Here is a 26783-nt window from a genome sequence, read left to right as displayed (position 1 = left end):
GCTCCTCTCCTTTGAAGGAGAGGCTGGGTGAGGATGTGCTTTATAAAGGAATAATTATCTCTGCTTTAAAGCCTTTGTTGTTTGCAGAGTCAAACGCAATGGTTCCACTAACGGCTTGAATACGTTTTTCTGTGTTGCGAAGACCGTTTTTGGATCTGATATCTTCTTGTTCGATGCCCACGCCATTATCAGAATATTTAATGAGGATTTTATTTTTATCATTTTTGAAGACAATAGCGACCAAATCTGCCTGGCTATGCTTTTGCATATTGGTCATTAGTTCCTGCAAAACTCTATAAATAGTAATTTTGAGGTTTTTATCTACGGTATCCCAATCTATTTTATCGATACCTCTCAGAACTAATTTACAATGGTTTTCTGTATAATTGGTGAGCATATCTGTGAGTTCCTCTACATAGGTCTCATCTACCTCGAATTCACTGTTTTCTCTGGATATATCTCTGGCTTTGGTATAAGCGGTATTGAGTTTTTTGGTGATTTGTGGATCGTGTGGATCGTTTTGATATTGCATCATTACCTGAAAAATATCATTCCCTAACTCATCGTGTAATCGTTTAGAAATCCGGGTTTCTGTTTCATAAGCCGCCTGGAATTCCACAATTTTGTTTTGTTGTGCCAGATATCGAGTACGTTGACGCGAAAAGTAGATGATAAAAGCAATAAAGGTAACGAGTAGGAGCATCCCAAGCAGATAGATAGTATTTTGATTTTGTACTTCCTGGATTTGTTGTTCTCCTTCCTTTATAAGTTGTTCTTTTTGCAGAATTTGTTTTTCCTTTTCCTCAGTTTCGAAACGTATTCTGGCAAACTTATCTCTAAATAGATTATCTCTTTTGGTTAAGCTATCACTCAGTTTGATATACTGCATAGCATATTGCCTCCCTTCTTCCGGAGGAGAAACTTGGGCTAATAAATCATAGGCTTGAAGGAGTTCTGTATTTTCATTGATCGTAGTAGCAGCTTGCTTAGCTTTTTCAGCAAATTCTTTTGATAAATAATTATCGTCTTTGGATTGGTAATATTTTGCTAAATGCAGATAATTAGTAGAAAGACCTCTAATGTCTTTTATACTATCCCGTATTTTATAGGCTTTGTTGAATAAGTACAGACTACTATCATTATTTTTATTAGCAAGAAATTTCACATAGCCTAAGTTATCTAATAACCTTGCAAATCGTTTTGGTTTATTTCTTAAGAAACTTTCAAAGGATAAGCCTTTTTTGAAATATTTTTCTGCTTTGTCATATTGTTCTTTAGATTTATATACAGTTCCGATATTATTAAATGAAACAGTTTTATATAAGGTATCTTGGTCTTTATTATCCGTGAGTTCAATTACTTTTTTATAATAATTTATTGCTTCATTATAGCGTTTTGAATTTTTAGCTATCATTCCTAGGTTATTATAGCAAATAGGAAGAAATCTTTCGTTTCCTGAGAACTTAAACTTTTTGATAGCTTCGATTGTAAGGGCCTCACTATTACCAAAGTTTTTAACATTTCTTGACAATTTAGCTAAGTCAATAAGTATTTTACCATGGTTAAAAGCATATATAGAATGATCAATACTTTTATTTTTATCATACGATTCATAAATCTTATTTGCAGAGTAAAAATAATGGTATGCGCTATCCAGTTTATTTATATTTCTATAATGAATTCCATAGTTGGAATAGGCTTTTGCTATTCCTAAAGAATCGTTTAGTAATTTAGATAATTCTAAAATCTTTTTATCCATTTTAAATGAAGCCTCAAAATCTTTTAAATTATAATATAAATTGGAAAGTGCCTCTGTTTTTTTTAATTTATTTAGATCTGCTTCAAGTTTGGAATATATATTCGATGCCTTTTTTAAATGTTTTTTTCTTTCAGTAATGGACTGTTTTCTGTCATTAGCATTTTTAATATGAAATTCAAAAACATCGTTAGTTGGGTTTTTATTTTGGGGTATATTATTTCTTTTTTTACAGGTATTATTGATAATAAGAAATAAAACAATAAGAATATATTTAAATAAGTTATTCATTGCAGATCTATTATAAACGAAAGTTAGTAAAATCATCTTTATATAAATTACACAAAGAAGAGCTTTTTACAGCTCTTCTTTCATTTAATTATAAATAAAATTATCCTTTAGGAACTTCGACATCTTCATCTTCAGTCAAGGAAGTTGTCTCAACTTCCTCCACCCCAATTTCATCATTAATAGTAGGAGGTTCGCAAGAAACGAAGTTTAGACCTAATAATATAGCTAATAGTATGTATCTTAAGTTTTTCATGTCGTTAGTTGTTTATGTTTGATATTCCAATGGTTGGGGTACGCCCATAGATTGCAACCCCAGCTCGTATGTAGTTACATACCTAGTACCTATGGGAAATGATCGATTTTGTTGGGAAAGTGATCCTTGTACAGTCGCGATACCCTACTTTCCCTTTTGGGTAGTGGCGAACTGCACTTCGACAGCACTTCGGCAACACTTCGACAACACTTCGACTTCGCTATTAGTTTAGTATTCTATATTTATAGGAAGTTTAATCGTATTAAATTTCTGAAAAACCAGAAGGAAAAGGTGAACTATTTCGACTCTTAGACTTCGAGATCTATCCTGAGCATTAGTCCTTTCCCTTCTTAGGTTTTGGTACCATTTAGAATGTTAAGCTTAAGACTTATTAATAGCGTTAGTACACAGACCTTTTGGCTTTTCAGGTTTTTAATAGCTAAATTAAAGTTATGAAAAAACTTATTGTAGGGATCGATATCTCTAAAGATACTTTAGATTTTTGTATACTAGTGGCTTGTGATGTGCAGATCAAAGACAAAGGTGTTTTAAGCAATGAACGGAAAAGTATTATAAAGTGGCTCAGTCAATTTGAAAAACATCAAGTCATTTTTACTCTGGAACATACGGGGCATTATGGTTCGATCTTAGTCCATTGTTTAAGCGAGCTAGGGTTTACTTTTTATTTGATCAATCCCTTGGAATTGAAAAAATCATTAGGTATTCAAAGAGGCAAAAGTGATTCAAAGGATGCCTATCGTATTGCTGAATATGCTGTCACCAACAAACACAAGTTGACTCCTTTTAATCTACCTACCGAAAACCTAAGCAAACTAAAAGCCCTTATGACAGCTAGAGAGCGTTATGTAAAGATATCCGTACAGATTCAAAACAGTCTGAAGGCCAATACGATATTGAACGAGTCGGTTGATGTAAGAATGCTAATCAGGGAAGAGAAAAAGCAGTATAAGTCTATTGAGAAAAGTATCAAAAAGATTGAAGCTGAGATGCTGAAATTGATCAATCAGGATAAAAGCCTAAAGGATAGCTATAGAAAGATTACAAGGATAACTGGTGTGGGTCCGATAATTGCTATGAAGTGTATCGTGGAAACAGAAAACTTTATCAAGTTTCAAAACGCTAGAAAGTTCAGCTGTCACTGTGGTCTTGCGCCTTTTCCTTATAAGTCAGGAAGCAGTATAAGAGGGAAAACCAAAACCCATTTTTTAAGAGATAAATCATTAAAAGCAATGTTGACTAAAGGAGCCATTAGTGCAATACAACACGATCCACAGATCAAAGCATATTACAAAAGAAAGATTGCTGAAGGCAAACATCATATGAGTGTGAAAAATGCAGTAGCAAACAAATTAGTACTTAGAATTTTTGCAGTAGCCAAAAGAAATGAGCCTTTTGTAAAATTGGTAGCATAAAAATTTGCTTTTGTCTTAGAATGCTCAGTGTGACATCTCAATGTGACATCTCAGTGTGACAGCTCAGTATGACAAAATGAGTTTTGTAACCTTGTTTCAATAAGCGTCATAGAAATGTATCACTGGATACGTTCGATATGTTGATGTTGTAAGCGGATAATAAGTGATTCAGAAAGAAACATCTCCCTAAATCCCTTTCTTCAAAATTGGAGACCAGCTTTCTAGGAGGGACTTTTTGGTTTTTTAATAAAACATCCCTCCAAACCTTGCTTCAAAGGGAGGCTTTATTAGCTACCTTTCTTTGAAGGAATGGCTGGGGATGGATGTTCAACATCAACTATAGTTTATCTCCCCAGAGGGAGAGGAGACTATTACTTTGATAAAAACTTACTTTTGGTTTTTACCATCACTTTATGCAGCTTACGAAAAGGAAACTATATGCGAAGTATAGCTGTCAGTTACAAACACTTTGCGAATACTCACGCTCATAAGGTTCAGTACCTTTTCCAGAGTTCTGTTGCTGTTTGCACCTGGCATTTTTAGTGGAGTAGTTTGTACAACAAAAGTGTGTAACCCCATTCCACTGAAGCCTGCAAATGCATCGGCTAACAGATAACTTCTGATCTCCTGCTCCTTTTTAGAAAATTGATTAAACTTCATTGTACTATCTTTTAATTGTTACTTATAAGAAACATCAAAATAATGCTTCTTGTTTTGTTATTGATAGTACAAATGTCCGGGGTCGGTACGCATTCTTTTTGCGTAGTAAAAAATAAAACGTATTTTTTACGAATTATTTTTAATCCGGAACTATAAAGCATGGTTTGCTGTGTACCTTTCGACTTGAGCGTGTCCTGAGTTTTGTCGAAGGGCTCAAGGTGACAGAAACATTCGTGTTTTTCAAAAAATTTTAAAAATGGCATCCAATAAAAACGCCCTGATACGATATAAAACAATTGATCAATGTCTTAGAAACAAGTACAGAGAGTGGACTTTGGACGACTTGATCGAGGCGTGTTCTGATGCTTTGTACGAATATGAAGGTAAAGATGTGTATGTAAGTAAAAGAACAATACAGTTAGATATACAAATGATGCGTAGTGATAAATTAGGATACAGTGCACCAATAGAAGTATACCAACGTAAGTATTATCGATATGCAGAAGAGGATTATAGTATAATGAATATTCCGGTTACGGATCACGATATAAAGATCATGAATGAATCTATACAAATCCTGAGACAATTCAAGGATTTTTCTCTTTTTAAAGAGATGAACGGAGTCATAGAACGATTGGAAGATTCTGTATACGCAACTCAAAAAAACAACATACCCATCATTCACCTCGAAAAAAATGACCAATTAAAAGGGTTAGTGCATATTGATACGTTGTATCACGCCATCCAAAATAAACAAGTATTGAAGATAACTTACAAATCTTTTAAGGCAACAGAGCAAACTGAAATTCTTATCCATCCGCAATTGCTGAAGGAGTTTAATAATCGATGGTTTTTATTGGCATTGGGGAATAAACGAAAAGTGTTAACGACCTTTGCATTGGATAGAATCGTTAGCATTGATCGTGCAAAAGAAAAGGTGACTTATATCGATCAACATATCGACGGGGATATATATTATAAGGACGTAATCGGTGTGACCGTTTCAGAAAATGTAGTGCCCGAAAAGATCATATTTAGAATTGATAACCGTAATGCGCCTTATGTAATCACAAAACCATTTCATAATTCGCAAGAAATTGTATCTCAGGATGAAAGAGGAGCAACCTTTAGTATCCGAGTACAAATGAATTTTGAATTAGAACGATTGATTCTTGGTTTTGGAGATAGTATCGAAGTCCTGGAGCCGGAAAAATTGCGAACCCGAATTCACAGCAAGCTAAAACGTGCCTTAGGGAGATATGACTAGTTTTTGATTCCGCAGAGAAGAGCAAAAAGTTGTTATAACTGACAATTATCATAGTAAAATATTTATGTATGGAGTAATTTAAGGGATGTATATTTTATGAATCAATAATTAGTTAGATTATGAAAAAGATCATTATTAGTTTATTGTTGATTGGGGCAGCATTTCCTTCTTTCTCTCAGATACTGGAAAAATTACCTGAGGTTGTAATCATTGCAACAAACTATAAATATTTAAGGACGGTAGATTCAGAAGACGAGTCGGTTTCTGTAGATTTATTGCAAAAAGAAGTAGCATCGTACGATTTAAAAAATTCGGATGTTTATGAAGACGAATACGATTTGTATTATGTTTCTTTTCATATTCCGGATGGAAAAATATTGGCAGCATATGATAAAAATGGTAAGGTTTTACGAACGATCGAAAAATTTAAAAATGTGAAACTACCCAAGGAAGTAATTCAAGCTGTCTCCCAGCGGTTTCCCGGTTGGATAATTGCCAAAGACGCATATTTGGTTAATTATCACAGTGAAAACGGTGTTTCAAAAAAATATAAACTCAGATTACAAAACGGAAATAAACGTATAAAAGTAAAAACAGATGAGTTTGGTAAATTTCTTTAAATTGTAAAGAAACCTGTTTATAAAGTAATTTATAATTGTCAGACTGAGCATTCTAAGACAAAAGCAAATTTTTATGCTACCAATTTTACAAAAGGCTCATTTCTTTTGGCTACTGCAAAAATTCTAAGTACTAATTTGTTTGCTACTGCATTTTTCACACTCATATGATGTTTGCCTTCAGCAATCTTTCTTTTGTAATATGCTTTGATCTGTGGATCGTGTTGTATTGCACTAATGGCTCCTTTAGTCAACATTGCTTTTAATGATTTATCTCTTAAAAAATGGGTTTTGGTTTTCCCTCTTATACTGCTTCCTGACTTATAAGGAAAAGGCGCAAGACCACAGTGACAGCTGAACTTTCTAGCGTTTTGAAACTTGATAAAGTTTTCTGTTTCCACGATACACTTCATAGCAATTATCGGACCCACACCAGTTATCCTTGTAATCTTTCTATAGCTATCCTTTAGGCTTTTATCCTGATTGATCAATTTCAGCATCTCAGCTTCAATCTTTTTGATACTTTTCTCAATAGACTTATACTGCTTTTTCTCTTCCCTGATTAGCATTCTTACATCAACCGACTCGTTCAATATCGTATTGGCCTTCAGACTGTTTTGAATCTGTACGGATATCTTTACATAACGCTCTCTAGCTGTCATAAGGGCTTTTAGTTTGCTTAGGTTTTCGGTAGGTAGATTAAAAGGAGTCAACTTGTGTTTGTTGGTGACAGCATATTCAGCAATACGATAGGCATCCTTTGAATCACTTTTGCCTCTTTGAATACCTAATGATTTTTTCAATTCCAAGGGATTGATCAAATAAAAAGTAAACCCTAGCTCGCTTAAACAATGGACTAAGATCGAACCATAATGCCCTGTATGTTCCAGAGTAAAAATGACTTGATGTTTTTCAAATTGACTGAGCCACTTTATAATACTTTTCCGTTCATTGCTTAAAACACCTTTGTCTTTGATCTGCACATCACAAGCCACTAGTATACAAAAATCTAAAGTATCTTTAGAGATATCGATCCCTACAATAAGTTTTTTCATAACTTTGATTTAGCTATTAAAAACCTGAAAAGCCAAAAGGTCTGTGTACTAACGCTATTAATAAGTCTTAAGCTTAACATTCTAAATGGTACCAAAACCTAAGAAGGGAAAGGACTAATGCTCAGGATAGATCTCGAAGTCTAAGAGTCGAAATAGTTCACCTTTTCCTTCTGGTTTTTCAGAAATTTAATACGATTAAACTTCCTATAAATATAGAATACTAAACTAATAGCTTGTCGAAGTGTTTGAATTTATAATTGTCATTATGTTTTCGACAAGCTTAGATCGACAAAGTTTTGTTTTTACGATTTTTAAAAAGTCTTTTGTTTTTGCAATCTTGTTTTTACTTTCCCAGCATTAAAAATTCATTACAAACTACTTCTGTGATATATCTTTTGTTTCCTTCACTATCATCATAGCTTCTGGAGGTAAGTTTGCCTTCTATTGCAACCTCCTGACCTTTGTTTACGTATTTCTCAATGATTTCTGCAGTTTTCCCCCAAGCAACAATGTTGTGCCACTGAGTATCTGTAACTTTATCACCTGCTTTGTTATAGTAATAATCATTGGTAGCAATAGAGAATTTTGCTAGTTTTCTACCAGAATCCAGGTTTACGATTTCTGGTTCTTGTCCTAAGTTTCCAATTAACTGTACTTTGTTTTTTATAGTATTCATAATATAAGTTTTAGTGCCTGCATATAACAGGTAGATTAAAAAGATGTTACTGTCGAGTTCTGATGTTTCGACGAGGCAAACATAGAAACCGAATGCATTGAGATTCGGTTAGGAAGTGTTTATTTTCGGTTGTAAACGTTTGTAGTCGTTTGTATTTTTATTTAAAACGTAATTTTCATAAAAATATCATACCTTAGAAACACTTATAAACAACGCTTTTTGACTGATGAGTGATTCTGTGATAGCAGTTCTAAAAACAATTTTTGATCGTGATTTGACTAAATTGAAAACAGAGATTGATGCCTATTCTAAAGAAGAAAATCTATGGATAGCAACCAAAGATATCAGTAATTCTGCCGGAAATCTTTGCCTACATCTTATTGGTAACCTCAAAACGTATCTAGGTGCTGAGTTTGGTAAAACAGGATATATCAGAGAAAGAGATAAAGAGTTTTCGTTAAAAAACGTTCCCAGAACTCAACTAATATCAATAATTGATGATGTCTTGACTATTGTGCAAGATGCTCTGGACAAAATAACTGATGATGATTTACAAAAAGAGTATCCTAGAATATTGATGGATAAGAATCCAAGCACCTTACGATTTCTCATACATCTTACCACACATCTCACCTATCATTTAGGGCAGATTAACTATCACAGGAGAATATTAGATGTGTGATCAGGAGGGAAAAACAATCTGAGATTAAAACCATTTTGATACAATTATGCTAAAAAAGTTCTTAAAAATAGTAGTGGTTGTCCTTGTTCTGCTGGGGATAGGTGCTGGTTATTTATATAGTAGATTGCATAATGATATTGAAAACATTTTGCAAGCGCACGATAATTGGCGGAGCGAAGTCTTAGAATTTCCGTTATTATTTGCAGGGGACCTAGAGTATGTGGGAGAAGAACACATCAGGTTTGCACCTGGTTGGGGAGAAACTAATAGTGAGGACTATTTTTCGTATGTTTTTGTTTGGGTGTTAGAAGAAGACCCAAAAATAAACGAACGGACTTTAGAAAACATAATGAACATTTATTTTGATGGATTGATGAACACGGGAGCCATCACAAATTTTAAGTTTTTTAAGGACATTCCAAAGACAAAATCTTCAATGCAGAAAATGAGGGATTATCGTTACCAAGGTTCTATAAAGCTTTATGATGAGTTTTTTGCTAAAGATATGATTACACTTAATGCAAATATCCAGTATCAATATTGCAATGATGGAGGAAAGCATTTGATTTGGTTTTACTTGTCTCCTCAAGAAAGGGTTCATAGGATTTGGGATGAACTTAGAGAAGTACGCTTAAACATGAGTTGTAATTAAAAACCATTTTTGATAATTACAGAGCGCATTATAGTATTTTTATGATAAGATTATAAAGACATATTTTCCAGAAAAACTATCTCATTTATATCAAGATGAATCAACTCTTAGCAACCGAATTTGGATTTTATACACCGGAAATTAAAAAGCTCGACGGCTACGATAACATCAATTATATTGTAAAAGATCAGTCTACACCATATATTTTTAAAACATACGGATATAGTAAACGATTAGTTCGTATTCTGGAAGCAGAAACTGAGGTACTGCTGTGTTTGCAGAAAGAAGGATCTAATAGATTTCCGAAGCCTATTCAATTTTTGGATGGTACTTTTGTAAAAGTATTAGACATAGGTGGTTCTAAAACCATTTGTAGAATGTTGTCATTTCTGGAAGGAAAATTTTTAGGTGACATAGTCCCTACAGAGGAGTTATTCTATTCCTTCGGAAAGTTTTTAGCAGAAATGAACCTTGCTTTTCAACAAATTGACAACTACGTGTTGCAAGCCAGACAATGGGAATGGGATATTCAATATCTACATTTAAACAAAAAATATCTTGAAGACATTGTGGATCCGCACAATAGAAATGTAGTACGCTATTTTTTTCAACAATTCGAAGAAAATGTAGTTCCAATACTTCCGGGATTAAGAAAGCAGATCATCCATAACGATGCAAATGAATGGAATGTCCTTACAAAAACTGGAAATGTTTCTGGTATTATTGACTTTGGTGATCTTGCATATTCGCAACTTATTAATGAGGTAGCCATCGCTATAACATATGGGTGTTATGATAAAGAAAACCCATTGGATTGGGCACCGGCAATTTTAAAAGGGTATCACGATATTTTTCCGTTAGAAGAAAAAGAGATTAAGGTATTGTATTACCTAATTGCAGCAAGATTGTGTACAAGTGTTTGCAATGCTGCTCATTCTCGAAAACTGAATCCCTATAATATCTATGCAACCGTAAGCGAAAAATCTGCTTGGCAAATGATACATAAATGGTTAAGAATTAACCCCATTCGAGCAGAATTGGTTTTTAGAAAGACTATAGGATTACCTATTGACCAAGTTGAAACTATCGAGGAACAAGTAGAAAAAAGACATCAACACATAAGTCCCATTTTGTCTTTGAGCTACAAGAAACCAATTAGTATGAGCCGTTCGGCTTTTCAATATATGTATGATACCAAAGGGAATACTTTTTTGGATGCATATAATAATATTCCTCATGTGGGGCATTCACATCCAAAAGTAGTAGCAGCTGGTCAAGAACAAATGGCTAGGTTGAATACCAACACGCGATATCTATATGATTTGTTGCCCAACTATGCAGAAAAACTACTGTCGAAATTCCCGGATTCACTAAGTAAAGTGTTTTTGGTGAACTCCGGGAGTGCAGCTAGTGATCTGGCCTTGCGAATGGCGTACGCACATACAAATCATAAAAAAATTATGGTGATGGAACACGGATATCACGGAAACACTCAAATTTCTATAGATATCAGTGATTATAAATTTAATAACCCAAAAGGACAAGGACAAAAAGAACATATACTTAAAACTCAAATTCCAGATACCTATCGGGGAAAATATACGGGTCAAAATGCTGGTAAGTTATATGCTGAAGAAGCTATAAAACAAATTGAAACGTCTGATCACCCTATTGCTGCTTTTATTACCGAACCCATTGTTGGATGTGGTGGCCAAGTTCCGTTGGCAAAAGGTTATCTAAAAGAAGTATATCCTGCAGTTAGAAAACAAGGTGGAATCTGTATAAGCGATGAGGTACAGACCGGTTTTGGGCGTTTGGGCGATCACTACTGGGGGTTCGAATCGCAGGATGTTGTGCCGGATATCGTTATCCTGGGGAAACCCATAGCAAACGGTCATCCTATGGGAGCGGTGGTGACAACCCAAGAAATAGCTAGATCGTTTGAGAAAGGTGTAGAGTTCTTTAGCTCTTTTGGTGGGAATCCGGTTTCTTGTGCGATTGCATCGTCGGTTTTAGAAGTATTAGAAGAGGAACAATTGCAGAAAAATGCTCGGGAAGTAGGTATCTACTATAAGTCGCTTTTAAAAGAACTTCAGAAAAAATACGATTGTATTGGTGATGTGCGAGGATCAGGTTTTTTTTTAGGAGTAGAAATAGTGAAAGGAGCGGATAAGGAAACGAACAAAACAATGGCTCATTACATTAAAAATGAACTGCGAAATAGACATATCCTCGTGAGTACAGATGGTCCTGATGATAGTGTGCTAAAAACAAAGCCGCCCTTATGTTTTACAAAAGAAAATGCTAAAGAAGTGGTGGATACTATCGATGAAATATTAGCAGTATATTACCAAAAAAATTAAAGGCTTTAAATCAGAATGATCAAAGGGAAGGTTAGACTTGTAACAGGAATTATCCTCTCATTAATTTTAGGATGTAATCAACCTGAAAAAGATGTGATTACGATTGCCGCTGCCGCAAATATGCAGTTTGCAATAGAAGAAATTACCAAGACATTTACAGAGCAATCAGGAATTCTTTGTGAATTGGTGATTAGTTCTTCTGGTAAATTAACCACACAGATAAAAGAAGGTGCTCCATATGATATTTTTATTGCTGCAAATATGAAGTATCCTGAAGAAATTTACAAAAGTAAATTGGCTGTTCATGCTCCTAAAATTCACGCATATGGTCAATTAGTATTGTGGTCAGTATATGACGATATAGAACCTTCTCTTGAAATATTAACCAATGAAAGTTTACAACACATTGCTTTAGCAAATCCTAAAACAGCGCCTTATGGTAAGGCAGCAATTGAACTTTTAAAAAATTATGGTATATATCATAATGTGAAAGATAAACTGGTATTTGGAGAAAGTATAGCGCAAACCAATCAATTTATTACATCTAAGGCTTCAGAAATTGGTTTTACCGCCAAATCTGTTGTATTATCTCCTAAAATGAAAGATACTGGAAATTGGGTAATACTAGACAAAAAACTGTATCAACCTATTGAACAAGGCATAGTAATGATTAAAAGAGAAAATCAAAATAAAAAAAATGTACAACAGTTTTATAATTTTCTTTTTTCACCAGAAGCGAAAGAAATACTGAAAGAATTCGGATATTTAGTGGTTGAAGAATGAATATTTTCTCAGGAAACATATCAAATATAAAAGTAAGCCAGAGTGTATCGTTGGTTACTATTCGATTAAATGAGCAGGTCGAATTTAAAACCATTTTAGTAGAAACTCCCGAAACTGCTTCCTACCTAAATCTGGGAAATCCCGTAAATGTGCTTTTTAAAGAAACAGAAGTAATTATTAGTATAGAGGATCGATCTATGATCAGTGTGCAAAACAAAACAAAAGGAGTTATAAAAGAGGTCATAAAAGGAACTTTGCTAAGTAAGGTTATTTTGAAAACATCGATAGGCGATATTGTTTCTGTAATTACAACCGAGGTTTTAGACGAACTAAAGTTGAGACAAAATCAAGATGTTATTGTGATGGTTAAGACAAACGAAATTATGTTATCTGAATAATGGATTGGGCCCCGATCATATTAACTGCAAAACTTGCCTTAGTAACCACCATAATTTTACTGGTGATTTCCATTCCGATTGCGTATTGGCTTGCTTATTCTAAATCACGAATCAAACCAATTATCGAAACTCTGGTGAGTATGCCATTAGTATTGCCGCCAACGGTGTTAGGATTTTATTTATTAATGGCGTTTAGTCCCGGTAATGCGTTAGGAAGTTGGTTACAGGATTGGTTTGGAATTCGATTAATTTTTTCATTTTCAGGATTGGTGATAGGATCCGTAATTTATAGCTTACCTTTTATGGTCAATCCAATTCAGTCTGGTCTTGCCAGTTTGCCGGCTTCCCTGTCAGAAGCTTCATACGTATTAGGTAAGTCAAAGATGCAAACCTTATTTAATGTATTGTTACCAAACATAAAACCTTCTATTTTAACAGGTATTGTTTTGGCCTTTGCACATACCGTAGGTGAATTTGGAGTAGTTTTAATGATTGGAGGAAATATTCCTGAAAAGACTAAAGTAGTTTCTATTGCAATTTATGATGAGGTAGAAGCACTTAATTATAGTAACGCACATACCTATTCCCTGATTTTGTTCTTGATTACATTTGTGGTGTTATTATCGGTGTATTTGATTAATGGTGGATATCTAAAACGTTTTTGGAAATGATAGAAGTGCAGATCAATAAAAGTTTAAGTACTTCAAAAGGGAAGATGCATCTGGATATTAAGTTACATATTCAAAAAGGTGAATTCATAACTTTATATGGCTCTTCTGGAGCCGGAAAAACATCTACCCTTAGGATACTAGCGGGATTGTTAGCTGCAGATAAAGGGCAAATCATAGTTGACAGTGCGACTTGGCTACAAACGGAGAAAAAGATCAACTTAGTGCCTCAAAAACGTAGCATTGGTTATGTTTTTCAGGATTATGCATTGTTTCCTAATATGACGGTCAAAAAAAATTTGGAATTTGCTCTAGAAAAAGGACAGGATAAGGCTATTATAGAAGAATTGATCGCCATTGTAGGTTTAGAAGAGTTACGGGATAGAAAACCCGAAACCTTGTCCGGAGGTCAGCAACAAAGGGTTGCCTTGGCTCGTGCGTTAGTTCGCAAACCAAAGGTTCTCTTGCTGGATGAACCACTTTCTGCATTGGATATAAAAATGAGGCATAGACTACAAGATTACATTTTAGAAGTACATCGACAGTATGAGCTTACCACTATTTTGGTAAGTCACGATGTTGGAGAGATTATTAAAATGTCTGATAAAATCTATTGTTTACAAGACGGAAAAATCAGTAAATCGGGAGATCCACTTACTGTATTTACCAATGATCAACTTAGTGGTAAATTTCAATTTACAGGAGAAGTAATTGGCATCCAAAAAGAAGAGGTTGTGTATATTATTACTGTTCTTATAGGGAATAATGTAGTAAAAATTATTGCGCAAGAATCAGAAATTACAGATTTAGGGATTGGATCTAAAGTAGTTGTTGCTTCCAAAGCTTTTAATCCGGTTCTGGTTAAAATTAAAGAATAGAGAGAAACGTATTCAGATGGATCTTATTTGACTTTGAAAGTTGCTTGAGAATTAGTTTTTCTATGACCTTGTAAAGAATATTTAAAGTGTCAATTGCTCAGAATCAGTAACGGACTGTCCTTTGTATACGAGTTTCCAGCCTAAAGAATTGGTGAGAATATAGATTTTCTGCAATTCACTTATCAATCTATTTTCAGCATTAGATTTAAGCGTAGAAGCTTCAATTTTTTTATTGAGCTGACGTATTACTTCTTTTTGAATCAGATTATGATCCTCTGGATTGAATTGATTAAAAAAATCTTCTTCTAGGTCGTGGTATCTTATATTTGGATTAATATTAATCTCCGCTTCGGGAATTTTCGTTATAGTGAGGGTTTTATTAACCTCGTCAATAATGTGTTCAATTTTACTTAGATCATAAGAAACGGTAACTCCCGCATTGACAACTACAATTGCTTTTTTCTCTGCAGTTAGTATATCGAGATAATATTTTTTTGCGTCTTTATAGGTAATTACTTCAGAAAAATGTCCCTCGGTAACTACCAATTTGCCTACATTTTTTATCTGATCCAAAATAAGATCAGAAGACTGTAATTCAGTTTTTTGTGTTTTTGACTGAGTAATAAAATAGTTGATACTTATTACGACAAAAACTGCAATCAATGCACCAAGAAGAAAATTACGCATATTGTTGTGAGTCAAGTTCTGCATAAATGTACATAAAAAAATAGCCTTTCTTTTAAAGAAAGGCTCTGATATTATCATACAATTCGTTATAAATACTCTATTTTATTTCTGGTGGGTATTTTTCTAAAATAGCACTTACAATCTGATTCATTCTTTCTTGCTTTTTTTCAACCTTGGTTGTCAAAGCTGCCGTTCCCATCCCTTGCCAGATCAATTCATTCTTAGAAGCGTCGATTAAATCAATATATAAAGTACCTTCTGTAGTTCTGGATACGGTATTGAAACCTGGGTTCCATAGCCACGGATTCCAGCCCCAGCCCCAACCCCAGCCAACACCGAAGTTATTTTGGTACACATTTACATTTTCTTTCGTCTTCGTAAAGATGCTTACCAGTACATCTGGATTTTGGGATTTAGTAAACCCTTTGGCAGCCATATCTGCTTCTATAGCTCTTAGAATCCTTTTTTTATCTAGATCGCTTATTTCTGCTTTGTCTATACCTGGTTTATAAAAGGCATAGCTTTTGTAAGAATTAAAATTAGTTTGCCTATCATAGTCAGAAGCAACTCTTACACTAGAGCAGGAACTGAGCGATATGATAAGGACTAGTGATAAAAGAGAGAAAAATTTCATAATCCTGTATTTTACATGTTCAACAATATGTTTTTGATAAAATATGCACAACAATCATACCACTAGTGCAATAAAAATGACTATTTGGTATACTTGTTTGTCTTTTTGTTATAGCCATAAGGGCAATGCCTGCAGCCGCTCTCACAACAATATCCTCTTTTAAGATGATATTGTTCTGTAAAACATCGATACCCTTCTGGAGTAAGATAATAATCTCCTTCTTCGGGTTTTAGCGTTCTTTTTGGGTTGTTCATCAATACAAAAATACTATCTTGCAGTAAGATGCCGGTAGTAGTTAACAAATATTTGATAGGTCGCCACTTTGTAGGAATTGCACTTTGGCCATTTATTGTGGTAAAAGATCATCATCTCAAGCATGATGAAGTTTTCATAAATCACGAAAAAATTCATCTTAAGCAACAATTAGAGTTGTTGGTGATACCCTTTTATTTTGTATATCTCACAGAATATATGATTCGATTGATTCAATATGGAAATTCAAGAGAAGCGTATCGTAATATTTCATTTGAACGTGAAGCGTACGAGATGGAAACCGAACTTTCTTATTTAAAACATCGAAAACTTTGGAGTTTCATCAAATACTTATAGTTTATTATGGATTTCTTTTCTTCGGAATTGAACGCTTCAAAAAATGAAGAAATAGTTCATCCTGTTCTAAAAAAAGCTGGAGTGCGTGTCTTTATAAAACGAGAGGATCAAATTCATAAGCACGTTTCCGGTAATAAATTCAGAAAACTAAAGCACAATCTGACAGAAGCTAAAAAATTAGGATTTGATACCGTTCTTACGTTTGGAGGTGCCTACAGCAATCATATCGCCGCTACTGCTGCGGCAGGAAAAATAGTTGGGTTAAAAACTATTGGAATTATTAGAGGAGAAGAACTGGCAAATGATTTAGAGCACACCTTATCAGAGAATAACACCTTACACTTTGCCAGCAAAAACAGAATGCTATTGAAGTTTGTTAGCAGAAACGATTATAAACAAAAAACTTCAGCGTCATTTTTAGAAACGTTAAAAAGAGAATTCGGATTATTTTATACGATTCCGGAAGGTGGAACTAATACATTGGCTGTTAAAGGATGCCAAGAGATTTTAACAGAAGAAGATAGAATATTTGATATTATTTGTTGCGCTGTTGGCACTGGAGGTACAATTTCGGGAGTTATTAATGCAAGTTCTAAACATCAACAGGTTATTGGATTTCCTGCACTAAAAGGAAGTTTTCTTTCTGATGAAATAAAAAAATATACCGATCGAACAAACTGGAATTTAATCGAGCAATATCATTTTGGGGGTTACGGTAAAATAAATACAGAGCTGATAGAGTTTATAAATAGATTCAGGGATGAACAAAATATACCACTGGATCCTATTTATACCGGAAAGATGATGTATGGTCTTTTTGATAAAATTCAGAAGGGCGTTTTTACAAAAAATACTCGTATTTTAGCCATTCATACTGGAGGTTTGCAAGGGATCATAGGTATGAATAAAATACTATCTAAAAAGAAGCTCCCGCTTATTAGAATTTGATATGAACGTGAGGAAAATTATATTGATGTTTTGTGTTACTACCCTTTTAATTTCTTGTGGTAGTAGTAAAAAGGCAACCTCTGCTAGGAGAACAACTGCGCCTTCTCCAAGAAAAACAGAGGTTAGCAGAGAAGTAAAAGAAGTCAAAGAAACAGAAAAAGAAGTTAAAAAACCTCTCGCAACTGTACCGTATAAGGAGAAAGTTCAGAATTATATTTTCGAATATGCTGGTATCGCTAAGCACGAGATGGTTCAATATGGTATTCCGGCAAGTATAACCCTAGCACAGGGGATTTTAGAATCGGGTGCTGGTTATGGAGATCTTACAAGTAGAGCCAACAATCATTTTGGAATAAAATGTCATGATTGGACAGGAGATAGAGTGTATCACGATGATGATCTCGCTCAGGAATGTTTCAGAAAATATGAAAAAGCAAGTCATTCATTTAGAGATCATTCTTTATTTTTAAAAAATAGGAAGCGCTATTCAAAGCTTTTTACTTATCAACAAGATGATTATAAGTCCTGGGCATATGGATTGCGAGCTGCCGGTTATGCAACTGATAAAAAGTATCCTGTAAAGCTGATAGGTATTATAGAAAGATACGGTTTGGATAAATACGATGCCGAGGTCTTAGGAAAAACGTACGTAGCAGAAAAACAAAAAAGATCCCAGGAGACTTCGATTCCTGAAGTTAATAATGGTGCATATGTCGTTCAAAAAGGAGATACATTATACTCAATATCCAGAAGATACAATATTAAGGTTGCTCAATTAAAAGCGTATAATAATTTAAAAGATAATGCAATCGCCATCGGGCAAGTTCTTAGGGTAGAAGAACCTGATGATGATGCAGAAGAATTTTAATCCAGTATGATTTATAAAAGAAGCAGTACTCTTTTTAAAGAGGCTCAAAAAGTAATCCCCGGCGGAGTTAACTCACCGGTTCGGGCATTTAAAGCAGTTGGAGGAGATCCAATTTTTGTAAAAGAAGCAAAAGGCGCGTATCTATATGATGAGGATGGGAATCGCTTGATTGATTACATAAACTCTTGGGGGCCAATGATTTTGGGTCACGCATATCCTCCTGTTGTGAATGCCGTTATAGAAAAAGCCAAAAAAGGAACTAGTTTTGGGGCGCCAACAGAGATTGAAACCAAAATTGCAGAATTGGCAGTTTCTATGGTGCCTAACATTGATAAAATAAGATTTGTAAATTCTGGAACAGAAGCTTGTATGAGTGCTGTTAGATTGGCACGTGGATTTACAAAAAGAGATAAGATTATAAAATTTGCAGGTTGCTATCATGGGCATAGTGATTCTTTCCTGATTCAAGCGGGTAGTGGAGCTGTTACTTTTGGTAGTCCCAATAGTCCTGGTGTTACCAAAGGTACTGCAAAGGATACTTTACTAGCCCGTTATAATGATTTAAAAAACGTAGAGGAGCTTATTAACGCTAATAAAGGTGAAATCGCTTGTATTATCGTGGAACCTGTAGCTGGCAATATGGGTTGTATTCCTCCAGTAGAAGGGTTTTTAGAAGGACTGCGATCTCTTTGTGATGCTAACAATATTTTATTGATTTTTGATGAGGTAATGACTGGTTTTAGATTGGCAAAAGGAGGCGTGCAGGAGCTATTGGGAGTAGATGCTGATATTATAACCTTTGGTAAAGTTATCGGAGGAGGACTTCCCGTTGGTGCATTTGCGGCGAGAGAAGAGATTATGAATCACTTAGCGCCATTAGGTCCTGTGTATCAAGCAGGAACCTTGAGTGGTAATCCATTAGCAATGGCAGCTGGATTGGCAATGCTAACAGAACTGAATGATAATGCCGCAATATTTAATAGCATCGCAAAAAAAACGGAATATCTTCATCAAGGGATGACCAAAGTTTTAGGTGAGAAGAACATCGTACATACGATTAACAGAATAGGATCAATGATCTCTGTTCATTTTTCTGAAGATCCTGTTGTTGATTTCAAAAGTGCCGCCAAAGGGAATAATGAAAGCTTCAAGAAGTTCTTTCACGGTTTGCTGGGTCAGGGTATTTATATTGCACCAAGTGCCTTTGAAAGCTGGTTTATTACGGACGCACTTACTTACGAAGATCTTGATGAAACTATAAGGGCAGTTTCTATAACTGCAGAAGTTTTATAAATTATAAAAGCTGATCGATCCTGATCAGCTTTTTTATTTGATTAGACGCAAAGATCTGGTTTTTATGATGCTTTCGGTAGCGTAATACAAAACGTACTTCCTTTACCAAGGATGCTTTTTACTTTAATTTCACCTTTGTTAAGTTCTATTAACTCTTTACAGATTCTAAGCCCAAGACCAGTTCCGGTTTCTTGCTGCGTTCCTTTTGTAGTAAAAGTATCTTCTGCAAACAATTTGTCTAAGTTTTCTTCCGGAATACCAACACCAGTATCTTCAAAACAAATCTCGTAATACTTTTCTTTTTCTTCAGAGTGCAGGGTGATAGAATCTCCGGGTTTACAAAATTTGATCGCATTAGCGATGAGGTTTTGTGAAACTATAGAAAACATGTCTTTATCAGCATATACTATTGTGGAATCTAACTGATTGTTGAGTTTGATCTCTTTTTGATCCGCTTTAGGCTCAAAAAAGTTGAACTTACTATTAATCACATCTTTAATATTAAATTCTGTTGGCTTTGCATTTAGCTCTTGCATTTGCGATTTGGACCAATTCAACAAGTTATTCAACATGATCGAAGTTTGATGGGTTTTATTTGCTAATAATGGTACTATTTCCTGAAATTCCTCACGAGAAATCGCATCTTCTTTCAATAGGTTTAGTGTGCCGTCTAATCCGTGAATTTCATTTTTTAAATCATGAGAGATGATAGAGAATAGTTTATTTTTTACCTGATTGGATTCATTTAATTCTTTGATATATCTTTTTCTTTCTTTTCTTGTTTTTATAACAAAAATCAAAAAGATAAAGATCAGAATTGAAACTCCTAAACTAATAAAAGTAAATATTCGATACCGGTATAATTCTTCTTTCGTTTGTAATTCAGTTTTTTTCTGGGCCTCCAGAAGTTTTAGTTGTTCCAGTTCGGATTTAAAACGGGTTTCGGCCTGTTTAATTTTTTCAGAGGTTTCTTCAGATGAATTTTGATCCGCTAATTCCTGGTATTTTTTTTGCCAGAGAAATGCAGATGCAAAGTTGTTCTTTGCTGAATCCAAGGATGCTGAATATTTGTAATTGGTTAAAAGTAACGGCGGTATATCTAACTTTAATAATTCTTTACGCGCATCTGTTAATAACTCGTCAGCTTCTTTGTAATTTTTAAGTTTGATTTCTATGAATCCCAATTGTTGTTTTATATTGGAGGCTACTCTGTAATTTTTTGATTGTACAGCATTACAATATGAGGAGTCATAGTATTTCTTTGATTTTTCGTACTCTTTGTTCTCCAAAAACAGGTTTGCTAATCTGTTGTAAGCCATTGCTTTGTCTAGTGTGTTGTTCTTTTTTTTGCTAATTTCCAAAGCTTCGTTGATTAGTTCTTTTGCTTCATCGATTTTACCTTGTCCGATGTAAATAAGTGACAGATTATTTAATGCAGAACCTAATTTTTCAGGTCTAAATTTTTTCTTTAAAGTGATAGATTTTTGATAATATTCCTCTGCAAGTTCATACTTATCAATGTCTGAATAGATATTGGCTAGGTTGTTATAAGTACTCGATAAAACCACACTGTCATTTATGCGTTCAAAATATAAGTTTGCTTCCAGTATATGGTGTATGGCTTTTTCAGAATTACCTCGTCCTTGTTCAATGGTGGATTTATTGTTATGAATGATAGCTAACCCTCTCTGATGATTAGCTTTTTCAAAATAACTTGCCGCCTTATCATAGTTATAAAAAGCCTTGATATGCTGCTGGGTCATATTATGGATATTTCCAATGTGTTGATACACATTGCCAATACCTTTGTCATAAAGTATGTTATTGGAAACAGATAAAAGTTTGGGTTCATAAGATAATGCAGCTTCAAATTCTCCCTGTCTCCAGATGTTCTCAAAATATTTCATCGCCGTATCAAATACGACAGAATCTTTTTCGGTCTTTATAAAAGGTAGTATGCTATCCAGAGATTTTTGTTGGGAAAAACAATAAGAACTCAGTAGCAAGCATAGGCTTATGATAAGAGTAGTTTTTTTCATACATTCTATTTTGGGGAACAGATTAAATGCAAAAATATGCTGCAAAATACAAATAAATATTGTTTTATAAGTATTTTTGTAGTCTTATTCTTTCAAGAAAAATCAATTTTTTATGGTTTTAACGTAAATTAAGTAGGTTTTATGTTTTTATAAGAAGTAGTGTTATACGTTTGAAACTCTAGTAGTTCTAAATAGTTAACTTAGAAATGTAAGATCTCTACAGGTAATTTACGGGTGTTATTTTCTTATAATTGTAATTTTTTTTCTAACTCAATGATTGAATTTATAAATTCTTTTGCGAGAGTCTCTTTGAGATCGGCATATGTTTTTTTATGCTGATGAGCCTTGTCTGCTATTTCACGTTTAAGGTTTTCATACTTTGCCCTGGCATCTTTATGTTTTCTTAGATGGTTTCTAAATAAAATGTGGCGATGTAATTCTTTGCTGTGGTGTGGGCAAACATATAAATGATGTATGATTGTATCTAATGTTTTATTTTGGGTGATGTTGTTTCTCTTAAAAACTTCTCGATCGGGAATTTCTTGATTTCCTTTATGACTATATCCAATCTGAGATAGTTTGTCTTTTATGATTTTAAAATCTAGAGTATTTTTATATACAAGATCAATATCTATTATTGGCTTTGCAGCTAATCCAGGAACTGACGTGCTTCCTACGTGTTCAATATAGAGGTCTAATCCAAATAATGTGCCTTCCAGAAGTTTTTTTATACTCAAAAACTGTGTTCTCCATTTCGGCTGGTAATCTTGGATGAGCAAATGGTCTTTCATTTTATACCTATGTTTATATTATAGTCCAATATAGTAGATCTCATTATGCGATAAATCTAAAATATATCAAGATTGATGTACGATTTCCAATGTAGTTTGGTACAAGTTAGATTTTAAAACCCAGGCTTTTAACCAGGCATAAAAACTCATGGCAAATATATCTTCCTGTTCAGGACTATTTTGTATTAATGATTGCTCTATTTTATTTAAAAATTCTTTTGTATTTATAGTATCTTGATTCAAATAGAAATTACTGGTCAATGATAAAAAAGTTAATACACGACCTTCATTATTCGTTTTTAAATAATCACTATGCTTCTTTCTGAAACTTTTTATTCTGGATTCTACCAGATCTATGTGATCTAATTCTATGCGCAGTAATATTTCGGTCAGATTTTTCTTAATTACCCAGATCAAGCCGGCTTTTTCGGTATACCAAGTATCACTATGGTGTAGTTCATTAAAAAGTCTTAACGCATCTTTGAATCTGGCTTGCTGAAAGTAACATACAATTAGAGACAATTTTAAGTCTAAAATGAAGGTGATTTGATCTTTAAATATACTAAAATCAACATCTTCTAGAATCGATATCGCTGTGGTTGCTTCGCCTGTATAATTATGGTTTAAAGCTTTTAACAGACAAAGTTGTGGGAGAAATCTTTTAAAATATTTTCCGTTCTGTTTGGTCATTTGTTCCTCCATCTGATGTAAGTATTCAAATGAAGTTGTAAAATTTTTATTTCTGAAATAAGAATTTGCTACATAGTAAAGAATCTGAATATGGTAGAATAAATGCTTATCTGTAAGTTGTTCTTTTGATTCAATTTGTTTATAAGTTTTTTCTACAAACAAAAGTGTTGAGTAGAAATTGCGTGCTGCATTGGCAGCTTGATTTATAATTTCAAGTATTTTAAACAAGGATCTAAATGTAAGATCCTCGGTTATCGAAATGTTATAAGTGCTCAAAGATTCTCTGATCATTTGCGAAATATCACTTCTGTTTTGCGCTAGTTTATTTTGAATATTCGCATAAAAAAGATTTAGGTTTTCTTCTTGTTGTAATAATTTTTGATTTTGTTTAAAATCTTGTATTAAGTTCTCTAAAGTAGTTTTTGGATCTTTATGTGCATATTGAATTCGTGTATAATAAATTTCGTGCAGAACACTAAAAAGATTGTAGGTTTTTGCTTTTAACTCTGCTTTCTTAATAGTTTTTACAGCAATCTTGTATTGTTTTTGTTCAAAGAAAATTCTGCTCGCCAGCAATAGTTTGAAGATTTCCATCTCTTCTGATGTCTCACTTTCAAAACTCTTTGTCGCAATAAAATCAATAAGGCTATCATGTAATCTTTTGCAAAGTGCATGAAAAGCCCCTTTTGACTTTTTTCCATATAGCTGTATATCTAAGTTTTTATGATCCGAAGAAACATCCAGTAGCTTAAACAATTGGATGTTTTTAACGTCGTTTCTCTTATTCTTTTGCTTAAGATTATTGATGAAATTCTTTTTTTCTTCAGTTGATAGCGTAGCAATTATAGAAGAAAGGGTGTTCATTATATCGTAAGTATTTTTTATTAAAAATATTAAAAATATTGAACAAAAATTATTTTAAGATGAATTATATCGTAAGTTTTTTAATAAAATCGAATTTTTAAACTGATCAAGTCGTTGCAAATTTGTCCCGTTCAAAACAATCAATTGAAATAAAAATTTAATCATCAAAATCAATTATTATGGACTACAAGTTTAGTAACGATGTAACAGAGGAAATTATCAATGATACTATTGATAAAAAAGAAGTGAAAGTATATGATCAAAAACCAACCCCAGCTTTTATCGGAGCTTCTTGGGTTGCGCTTTTCGCGGGTATGGTATCTTTTTGTACAGGTTTGTGGAATGCAGACATGCTGCTTAATGAGAAGGGATATTATTTTACCATCCTGCTATTTGGATTGTTCTCTGCAGTATCTGTTCAGAAAAATGTAAGAGATAAACTGGAAGGATTGCAAGTAACAGAGATTTACTATGGTATCAGTTGGTTTGCAGCATTAGCATCGATCGTATTATTAATTATAGGATTATGGAATGCAGATCTGGATTTAAGCGAAAAAGGATTCTACGGAATGTCATTTACCCTCAGTTTATTTGCAGCCATAGCCGTGCAAAAAAATACCAGAGACAAAAAATTCATTGAAAGTAAGGAGATGTAAATGGAATGAATCAAAAGGAGGAACTGCAGCAATGTGGTTCCTTGTTTTGATGATTAGGAAAGGCAGCTACAATGCTGTGGCTGTCTTTTTTTAAAGAAACAATTGTTATGAAAGACAGTTTAAGACGCATTCACGCATTTCTTCTTATTTGTTGTGGGTTTTTGACACTATTGATGTCTAAAATAATTCCAATTGGAGGCGGAGGAATCTCTTTAATATTTGGGATAACGACTCCATTTTTCATAATAATTGGGATTGTTTTTGGAGCAATCAGTTTCTATGGTGTAAGATCTAATACCAAAAGAAGGATTGTGGTGCCATTGTTGATTTACTTTTATGTTTCTCTTTTAATTGGAACACTGTTGATGTTTCCTTTTGAATAATTACAAATTAAAATCATTAAAAAACATGAGCTCAAAATTCAATAAAGAGTTGCAATTGCTAGTCAAAGATCAGGTCATCTCATCAGAGGTGGCAGATAAGATATCGCTATATTATGACCAGAAACAGGCATCTAAACCTAATCGGTTATTTACCATATTTGGGATTTTTGGAGCATTGCTGGTTGGGTCCGGAATCATCTTGATGCTGGCACATAATTGGGATGATTTCTCGAGGTTAACAAAAACCATATTGGCATTTACACCACTTATTATTGGTCAATGTTTTGCAGGTTTTTCTATTCTAAAGAATAAAAGCCGCACCTGGAAAGAGGCTTCAGGAACGTTTTTGTTTTTTGCGGTAGGAGCTAGTATATCTCTGGTGAGTCAGATTTATAATATTTCGGGCGATTTAGGAGCTTTCTTAAAGACTTGGACGATGCTTTGTTTACCATTGATTTATCTCCTAAGATCTCATTCGGTTATGTTACTTGTTATTTTGTCAAGTACGTATTATGCTGCAGAAGTAGGTATCTGGAGTTATAGAAACGATAGTATTCCTTGGTGGTACTTTGTTTTTATGTCGGCAATCATACCACATTACTGGTTACAGATAAAGAGTTACATAGCTAGTAATGCAACCACAATTTTTAGTTGGGTGATACCATTGAGTATTGCCGTTGGCTTTGGAGCATTTATAAACGGTAACGAGGAATTAGGCTTTGTGATGTATATGACACTTTTTGGAATCTATTACAATTTGGGTAGACTCTCTGTATTTAAAGAAGTAAGAACATTGAAAAACGGATTATTGATCGTAGGTTCTTTAGGAACGATTGTTTTGCTAATGATATTTACCTTCAGATGGCCTTGGAAAGAAATATATGATACAACTACGTACCAAGCACAAGAATTCTATATTTCATTGTTTTTGGTAGCTATAGCGATTTCGATTTTAGTATATAGCATTATTAAAAAAGGGATTCGATCCATAAATCTGTTTCAGATTTCATTTGTAGCATTTTGGGGTTTATTCTTCTTGCTTTCCGGAATGTCTTTGTTACCAATGATCTTGACAAATATGTTAGTTTTTGCACTAGGAATAACAGCTGTAAAAATTGGTGCTGATAAGTTCAATTTTGGGATTCTTAATTATGGATTGTTGATCGTTTCTATTCTAATCATATGTAGATTTTTTGACACCGATATGAGCTTTGTAATACGGGGATTATTATTTGTTATTGTAGGAGTAGGTTTTTTCATGACCAATTATATGATGTTAAAAAGACAGCAGAAAAAATCAAATTCATTAAAAACAAACTAAAATGAAAATCATTTATTTATTAATTTTATTTATAATAGTTGCACTGGCTCAGATCTTTGTTCCGACCCAGATGATTCTGGGGAGTGAAGGTACCATCAATAAGGGTACAGCCTATAAATTTAAAACCAGACCGATTGATCCAACAGATCCTTTTAGGGGTAAGTATATTACACTGCAGTATGAGATGAATCATTTTAATACAGCAGATAGTAGCTATGTAGTAGGAGAAGAAATCTATATTTATCTTAAAAATGATGAAGAAGGCTTTGCAGAAGTTTCAGATATAAGTAAAACGCCTTTAGAAACCGAAAGAGATTACGTAACTGCTAGAGTAACATATTACTATAAAGGCAAAGTGAACTTTCAGTTACCTTTTAATACTTTTTACATGGAAGAAACAAAAGCATATGATGCAGAGTTGGCGTATGCCAAAGCAAATAGAGATAGTTTGCCTAACAATGTCTATGCGTTAGTGTATGTCAAGGATGATCAGGTAGTTCTTAAAGACGTGCTGATAGACGATATTCCTATACAAGAGTATGTAGAGAAATAATTTTTATTTAAAGGA

General features: G+C 33.8%; 29 protein-coding genes. 18 read left to right on the top strand and 11 right to left on the bottom strand.

The annotated features are described in order from the left end of the window. Window positions 1-40: 40 nt before the first annotated feature. Complete coding sequence (locus ACE94K_RS00270) at window positions 41-2047, bottom strand: tetratricopeptide repeat protein (protein WP_378178240.1); 2007 nt, start codon at window positions 2045-2047, stop codon at window positions 41-43. Window positions 2048-2147: 100 nt separating this feature from the next. Beyond that, complete coding sequence (locus ACE94K_RS00265; protein WP_378178237.1) at window positions 2148-2300, bottom strand: hypothetical protein; 153 nt, start codon at window positions 2298-2300, stop codon at window positions 2148-2150. 452 nt (window positions 2301-2752) lie between these two features. Here ACE94K_RS00265 and ACE94K_RS00260 point away from each other — a divergent pair, with 452 nt between their 5' ends. Next, entirely contained in the window at window positions 2753-3733 is a 981-nt protein-coding gene (locus tag ACE94K_RS00260) for an IS110 family transposase (RefSeq protein ID WP_378174882.1), read from the top strand. Window positions 3734-4153: 420 nt separating this feature from the next. Here the strand turns inward: ACE94K_RS00260 and ACE94K_RS00255 are convergent, their stop codons facing one another. Continuing rightward, window positions 4154-4393 (bottom strand): hypothetical protein, encoded by a 240-nt coding sequence (locus ACE94K_RS00255; RefSeq protein ID WP_378178234.1) that lies wholly within the window; start codon window positions 4391-4393, stop codon window positions 4154-4156. 256 nt (window positions 4394-4649) lie between these two features. Between ACE94K_RS00255 and ACE94K_RS00250 the strand changes: the two genes are divergently transcribed. Together ACE94K_RS00250 and ACE94K_RS00245 are read left to right on the top strand one after the other, a co-directional pair. Next, window positions 4650-5660 (top strand): helix-turn-helix transcriptional regulator, encoded by a 1011-nt coding sequence (locus tag ACE94K_RS00250; RefSeq protein ID WP_378178231.1) that lies wholly within the window; start codon window positions 4650-4652, stop codon window positions 5658-5660. 119 nt (window positions 5661-5779) lie between these two features. Further along, entirely contained in the window at window positions 5780-6280 is a 501-nt protein-coding gene (locus ACE94K_RS00245; protein WP_378178228.1) for a nicotinate-nucleotide adenylyltransferase, read from the top strand. Between the two features lie 71 nt (window positions 6281-6351). Here ACE94K_RS00245 and ACE94K_RS00240 read toward each other — a convergent pair whose 3' ends face one another. Together ACE94K_RS00240 and ACE94K_RS00235 are read right to left on the bottom strand one after the other, a co-directional pair. Further along, window positions 6352-7332 (bottom strand): IS110 family transposase, encoded by a 981-nt coding sequence (locus ACE94K_RS00240; protein WP_378174882.1) that lies wholly within the window; start codon window positions 7330-7332, stop codon window positions 6352-6354. A gap of 343 nt (window positions 7333-7675) precedes the next feature. Next, window positions 7676-8008, bottom strand: a complete 333-nt coding sequence (locus tag ACE94K_RS00235; RefSeq protein ID WP_378178225.1) for a single-stranded DNA-binding protein — start codon at window positions 8006-8008, stop codon at window positions 7676-7678. Window positions 8009-8234: 226 nt separating this feature from the next. On the opposite strand from ACE94K_RS00235, the gene ACE94K_RS00230 reads away from it, so the two are divergent. The 7 genes from ACE94K_RS00230 (at window position 8235) to ACE94K_RS00200 (ending at window position 14432) form a co-directional block, all read left to right on the top strand. After that, on the top strand, window positions 8235-8690 hold the full coding sequence (locus tag ACE94K_RS00230; protein WP_378178222.1) for a DinB family protein: 456 nt from the start codon (window positions 8235-8237) through the stop codon (window positions 8688-8690). Window positions 8691-8736: 46 nt separating this feature from the next. Further along, window positions 8737-9342, top strand: coding sequence for a hypothetical protein (locus ACE94K_RS00225; protein ID WP_378178219.1), 606 nt, complete (start codon window positions 8737-8739; stop codon window positions 9340-9342). A 95-nt stretch (window positions 9343-9437) separates the two neighbouring features. Beyond that, window positions 9438-11705 carry an aminotransferase class III-fold pyridoxal phosphate-dependent enzyme gene (locus ACE94K_RS00220; RefSeq protein ID WP_378178215.1) on the top strand — a complete coding sequence of 756 codons (2268 nt, stop codon included), beginning with the start codon at window positions 9438-9440 and terminating at the stop codon, window positions 11703-11705. Window positions 11706-11720: 15 nt separating this feature from the next. Further along, entirely contained in the window at window positions 11721-12488 is a 768-nt protein-coding gene (modA, locus tag ACE94K_RS00215) for a molybdate ABC transporter substrate-binding protein (RefSeq protein ID WP_378178212.1), read from the top strand. Next, window positions 12485-12886, top strand: coding sequence for a molybdopterin-binding protein (locus ACE94K_RS00210; RefSeq protein WP_378178209.1), 402 nt, complete (start codon window positions 12485-12487; stop codon window positions 12884-12886). Before modA ends, ACE94K_RS00210 begins: the two co-directional genes overlap by 4 nt. Continuing rightward, window positions 12886-13557 carry a molybdate ABC transporter permease subunit gene (gene modB, locus ACE94K_RS00205; RefSeq protein WP_378178206.1) on the top strand — a complete coding sequence of 224 codons (672 nt, stop codon included), beginning with the start codon at window positions 12886-12888 and terminating at the stop codon, window positions 13555-13557. The genes ACE94K_RS00210 and modB overlap by 1 nt, the downstream gene beginning before the upstream one ends. Next, entirely contained in the window at window positions 13554-14432 is an 879-nt protein-coding gene (locus tag ACE94K_RS00200) for an ABC transporter ATP-binding protein (protein ID WP_378178203.1), read from the top strand. Before modB ends, ACE94K_RS00200 begins: the two co-directional genes overlap by 4 nt. Window positions 14433-14513: 81 nt before the next feature. On the opposite strand, the gene ACE94K_RS00195 is transcribed toward ACE94K_RS00200, so the two are convergent. The 3 genes from ACE94K_RS00195 to ACE94K_RS00185 form a co-directional block, all read right to left on the bottom strand. Further along, window positions 14514-15119 carry a DUF4230 domain-containing protein gene (locus tag ACE94K_RS00195; protein WP_378178200.1) on the bottom strand — a complete coding sequence of 202 codons (606 nt, stop codon included), beginning with the start codon at window positions 15117-15119 and terminating at the stop codon, window positions 14514-14516. A 97-nt stretch (window positions 15120-15216) separates the two neighbouring features. After that, complete coding sequence (locus tag ACE94K_RS00190) at window positions 15217-15753, bottom strand: DUF4136 domain-containing protein (RefSeq protein ID WP_378178197.1); 537 nt, start codon at window positions 15751-15753, stop codon at window positions 15217-15219. An 80-nt stretch (window positions 15754-15833) separates the two neighbouring features. Next, window positions 15834-16007: a DUF5522 domain-containing protein gene (locus tag ACE94K_RS00185; protein ID WP_378178194.1), complete on the bottom strand. Its 174-nt coding sequence runs from the start codon at window positions 16005-16007 to the stop codon at window positions 15834-15836. A 28-nt stretch (window positions 16008-16035) separates the two neighbouring features. Here ACE94K_RS00185 and ACE94K_RS00180 point away from each other — a divergent pair, with 28 nt between their 5' ends. Genes ACE94K_RS00180 through hemL form a run of 4 tightly spaced genes read left to right on the top strand, consistent with a single transcriptional unit; the run spans window position 16036 to window position 19471 of the window. After that, a complete protein-coding gene (locus tag ACE94K_RS00180) occupies window positions 16036-16362 on the top strand; it encodes a hypothetical protein (RefSeq protein ID WP_378178191.1) in 327 nt (108 codons plus the stop codon). 6 nt (window positions 16363-16368) lie between these two features. Then, window positions 16369-17310, top strand: coding sequence for a 1-aminocyclopropane-1-carboxylate deaminase/D-cysteine desulfhydrase (locus ACE94K_RS00175; RefSeq protein ID WP_378178188.1), 942 nt, complete (start codon window positions 16369-16371; stop codon window positions 17308-17310). A 1-nt stretch (window position 17311) separates the two neighbouring features. Beyond that, entirely contained in the window at window positions 17312-18178 is an 867-nt protein-coding gene (locus tag ACE94K_RS00170; RefSeq protein ID WP_378178185.1) for a glucosaminidase domain-containing protein, read from the top strand. A gap of 6 nt (window positions 18179-18184) precedes the next feature. Then, window positions 18185-19471 carry a glutamate-1-semialdehyde 2,1-aminomutase gene (gene hemL / locus ACE94K_RS00165; RefSeq protein WP_378178182.1) on the top strand — a complete coding sequence of 429 codons (1287 nt, stop codon included), beginning with the start codon at window positions 18185-18187 and terminating at the stop codon, window positions 19469-19471. 62 nt (window positions 19472-19533) lie between these two features. Here the strand turns inward: hemL and ACE94K_RS00160 are convergent, their stop codons facing one another. The 3 genes from ACE94K_RS00160 to ACE94K_RS00150 all read right to left on the bottom strand — a co-directional run bounded on the left by ACE94K_RS00160 (window position 19534) and on the right by ACE94K_RS00150 (window position 23855). Next, window positions 19534-21510 carry a tetratricopeptide repeat protein gene (locus tag ACE94K_RS00160; RefSeq protein ID WP_378178179.1) on the bottom strand — a complete coding sequence of 659 codons (1977 nt, stop codon included), beginning with the start codon at window positions 21508-21510 and terminating at the stop codon, window positions 19534-19536. A 245-nt stretch (window positions 21511-21755) separates the two neighbouring features. Beyond that, complete coding sequence (locus tag ACE94K_RS00155; protein WP_378178176.1) at window positions 21756-22301, bottom strand: GrpB family protein; 546 nt, start codon at window positions 22299-22301, stop codon at window positions 21756-21758. Window positions 22302-22367: 66 nt separating this feature from the next. Then, the gene (locus tag ACE94K_RS00150) at window positions 22368-23855 is read right to left on the bottom strand and encodes a hypothetical protein (protein WP_378178173.1); all 1488 of its coding nucleotides are present in this window, start codon (window positions 23853-23855) and stop codon (window positions 22368-22370) included. Between the two features lie 179 nt (window positions 23856-24034). On the opposite strand from ACE94K_RS00150, the gene yiaA reads away from it, so the two are divergent. From yiaA to ACE94K_RS00130, 4 genes are all read left to right on the top strand, one after another. After that, window positions 24035-24511: an inner membrane protein YiaA gene (yiaA, locus tag ACE94K_RS00145; RefSeq protein ID WP_378178171.1), complete on the top strand. Its 477-nt coding sequence runs from the start codon at window positions 24035-24037 to the stop codon at window positions 24509-24511. 107 nt (window positions 24512-24618) lie between these two features. Further along, window positions 24619-24894 (top strand): hypothetical protein, encoded by a 276-nt coding sequence (locus ACE94K_RS00140; RefSeq protein ID WP_378178168.1) that lies wholly within the window; start codon window positions 24619-24621, stop codon window positions 24892-24894. Window positions 24895-24919: 25 nt separating this feature from the next. Continuing rightward, the gene (locus tag ACE94K_RS00135; RefSeq protein WP_378178165.1) at window positions 24920-26215 is read left to right on the top strand and encodes a DUF2157 domain-containing protein; all 1296 of its coding nucleotides are present in this window, start codon (window positions 24920-24922) and stop codon (window positions 26213-26215) included. 1 nt (window position 26216) lies between these two features. Next, window positions 26217-26768: a GDYXXLXY domain-containing protein gene (locus ACE94K_RS00130; protein ID WP_378178162.1), complete on the top strand. Its 552-nt coding sequence runs from the start codon at window positions 26217-26219 to the stop codon at window positions 26766-26768. Window positions 26769-26783: the final 15 nt, after the last annotated feature.

Source organism: Aquimarina besae (assembly GCF_042434905.1).
Taxonomy (GTDB): Bacteria; Bacteroidota; Bacteroidia; order Flavobacteriales; family Flavobacteriaceae; genus Aquimarina.
This window is presented reverse-complemented; position numbering and strand designations above follow the sequence as displayed.

What these genes read in the sequence shown, in the direction of transcription:
- ACE94K_RS00270 (WP_378178240.1), bottom strand. Translation starts at nt 2,047, where the DNA reads ATGAATAACTTATTTAAATATATTCTTATTGTTTTATTTCTTATTATC.
- ACE94K_RS00265 (WP_378178237.1), bottom strand. Translation starts at nt 2,300, where the DNA reads ATGAAAAACTTAAGATACATACTATTAGCTATATTATTAGGTCTAAAC.
- ACE94K_RS00260 (WP_378174882.1), top strand. Translation starts at nt 2,753, where the DNA reads ATGAAAAAACTTATTGTAGGGATCGATATCTCTAAAGATACTTTAGAT.
- ACE94K_RS00255 (WP_378178234.1), bottom strand. Translation starts at nt 4,393, where the DNA reads ATGAAGTTTAATCAATTTTCTAAAAAGGAGCAGGAGATCAGAAGTTAT.
- ACE94K_RS00250 (WP_378178231.1), top strand. Translation starts at nt 4,650, where the DNA reads ATGGCATCCAATAAAAACGCCCTGATACGATATAAAACAATTGATCAA.
- ACE94K_RS00245 (WP_378178228.1), top strand. Translation starts at nt 5,780, where the DNA reads ATGAAAAAGATCATTATTAGTTTATTGTTGATTGGGGCAGCATTTCCT.
- ACE94K_RS00240 (WP_378174882.1), bottom strand. Translation starts at nt 7,332, where the DNA reads ATGAAAAAACTTATTGTAGGGATCGATATCTCTAAAGATACTTTAGAT.
- ACE94K_RS00235 (WP_378178225.1), bottom strand. Translation starts at nt 8,008, where the DNA reads ATGAATACTATAAAAAACAAAGTACAGTTAATTGGAAACTTAGGACAA.
- ACE94K_RS00230 (WP_378178222.1), top strand. Translation starts at nt 8,235, where the DNA reads ATGAGTGATTCTGTGATAGCAGTTCTAAAAACAATTTTTGATCGTGAT.
- ACE94K_RS00225 (WP_378178219.1), top strand. Translation starts at nt 8,737, where the DNA reads ATGCTAAAAAAGTTCTTAAAAATAGTAGTGGTTGTCCTTGTTCTGCTG.
- ACE94K_RS00220 (WP_378178215.1), top strand. Translation starts at nt 9,438, where the DNA reads ATGAATCAACTCTTAGCAACCGAATTTGGATTTTATACACCGGAAATT.
- modA (WP_378178212.1), top strand. Translation starts at nt 11,721, where the DNA reads ATGATCAAAGGGAAGGTTAGACTTGTAACAGGAATTATCCTCTCATTA.
- ACE94K_RS00210 (WP_378178209.1), top strand. Translation starts at nt 12,485, where the DNA reads ATGAATATTTTCTCAGGAAACATATCAAATATAAAAGTAAGCCAGAGT.
- modB (WP_378178206.1), top strand. Translation starts at nt 12,886, where the DNA reads ATGGATTGGGCCCCGATCATATTAACTGCAAAACTTGCCTTAGTAACC.
- ACE94K_RS00200 (WP_378178203.1), top strand. Translation starts at nt 13,554, where the DNA reads ATGATAGAAGTGCAGATCAATAAAAGTTTAAGTACTTCAAAAGGGAAG.
- ACE94K_RS00195 (WP_378178200.1), bottom strand. Translation starts at nt 15,119, where the DNA reads ATGCGTAATTTTCTTCTTGGTGCATTGATTGCAGTTTTTGTCGTAATA.
- ACE94K_RS00190 (WP_378178197.1), bottom strand. Translation starts at nt 15,753, where the DNA reads ATGAAATTTTTCTCTCTTTTATCACTAGTCCTTATCATATCGCTCAGT.
- ACE94K_RS00185 (WP_378178194.1), bottom strand. Translation starts at nt 16,007, where the DNA reads ATGAACAACCCAAAAAGAACGCTAAAACCCGAAGAAGGAGATTATTAT.
- ACE94K_RS00180 (WP_378178191.1), top strand. Translation starts at nt 16,036, where the DNA reads ATGCCGGTAGTAGTTAACAAATATTTGATAGGTCGCCACTTTGTAGGA.
- ACE94K_RS00175 (WP_378178188.1), top strand. Translation starts at nt 16,369, where the DNA reads ATGGATTTCTTTTCTTCGGAATTGAACGCTTCAAAAAATGAAGAAATA.
- ACE94K_RS00170 (WP_378178185.1), top strand. Translation starts at nt 17,312, where the DNA reads ATGAACGTGAGGAAAATTATATTGATGTTTTGTGTTACTACCCTTTTA.
- hemL (WP_378178182.1), top strand. Translation starts at nt 18,185, where the DNA reads ATGATTTATAAAAGAAGCAGTACTCTTTTTAAAGAGGCTCAAAAAGTA.
- ACE94K_RS00160 (WP_378178179.1), bottom strand. Translation starts at nt 21,510, where the DNA reads ATGAAAAAAACTACTCTTATCATAAGCCTATGCTTGCTACTGAGTTCT.
- ACE94K_RS00155 (WP_378178176.1), bottom strand. Translation starts at nt 22,301, where the DNA reads ATGAAAGACCATTTGCTCATCCAAGATTACCAGCCGAAATGGAGAACA.
- ACE94K_RS00150 (WP_378178173.1), bottom strand. Translation starts at nt 23,855, where the DNA reads ATGAACACCCTTTCTTCTATAATTGCTACGCTATCAACTGAAGAAAAA.
- yiaA (WP_378178171.1), top strand. Translation starts at nt 24,035, where the DNA reads ATGGACTACAAGTTTAGTAACGATGTAACAGAGGAAATTATCAATGAT.
- ACE94K_RS00140 (WP_378178168.1), top strand. Translation starts at nt 24,619, where the DNA reads ATGAAAGACAGTTTAAGACGCATTCACGCATTTCTTCTTATTTGTTGT.
- ACE94K_RS00135 (WP_378178165.1), top strand. Translation starts at nt 24,920, where the DNA reads ATGAGCTCAAAATTCAATAAAGAGTTGCAATTGCTAGTCAAAGATCAG.
- ACE94K_RS00130 (WP_378178162.1), top strand. Translation starts at nt 26,217, where the DNA reads ATGAAAATCATTTATTTATTAATTTTATTTATAATAGTTGCACTGGCT.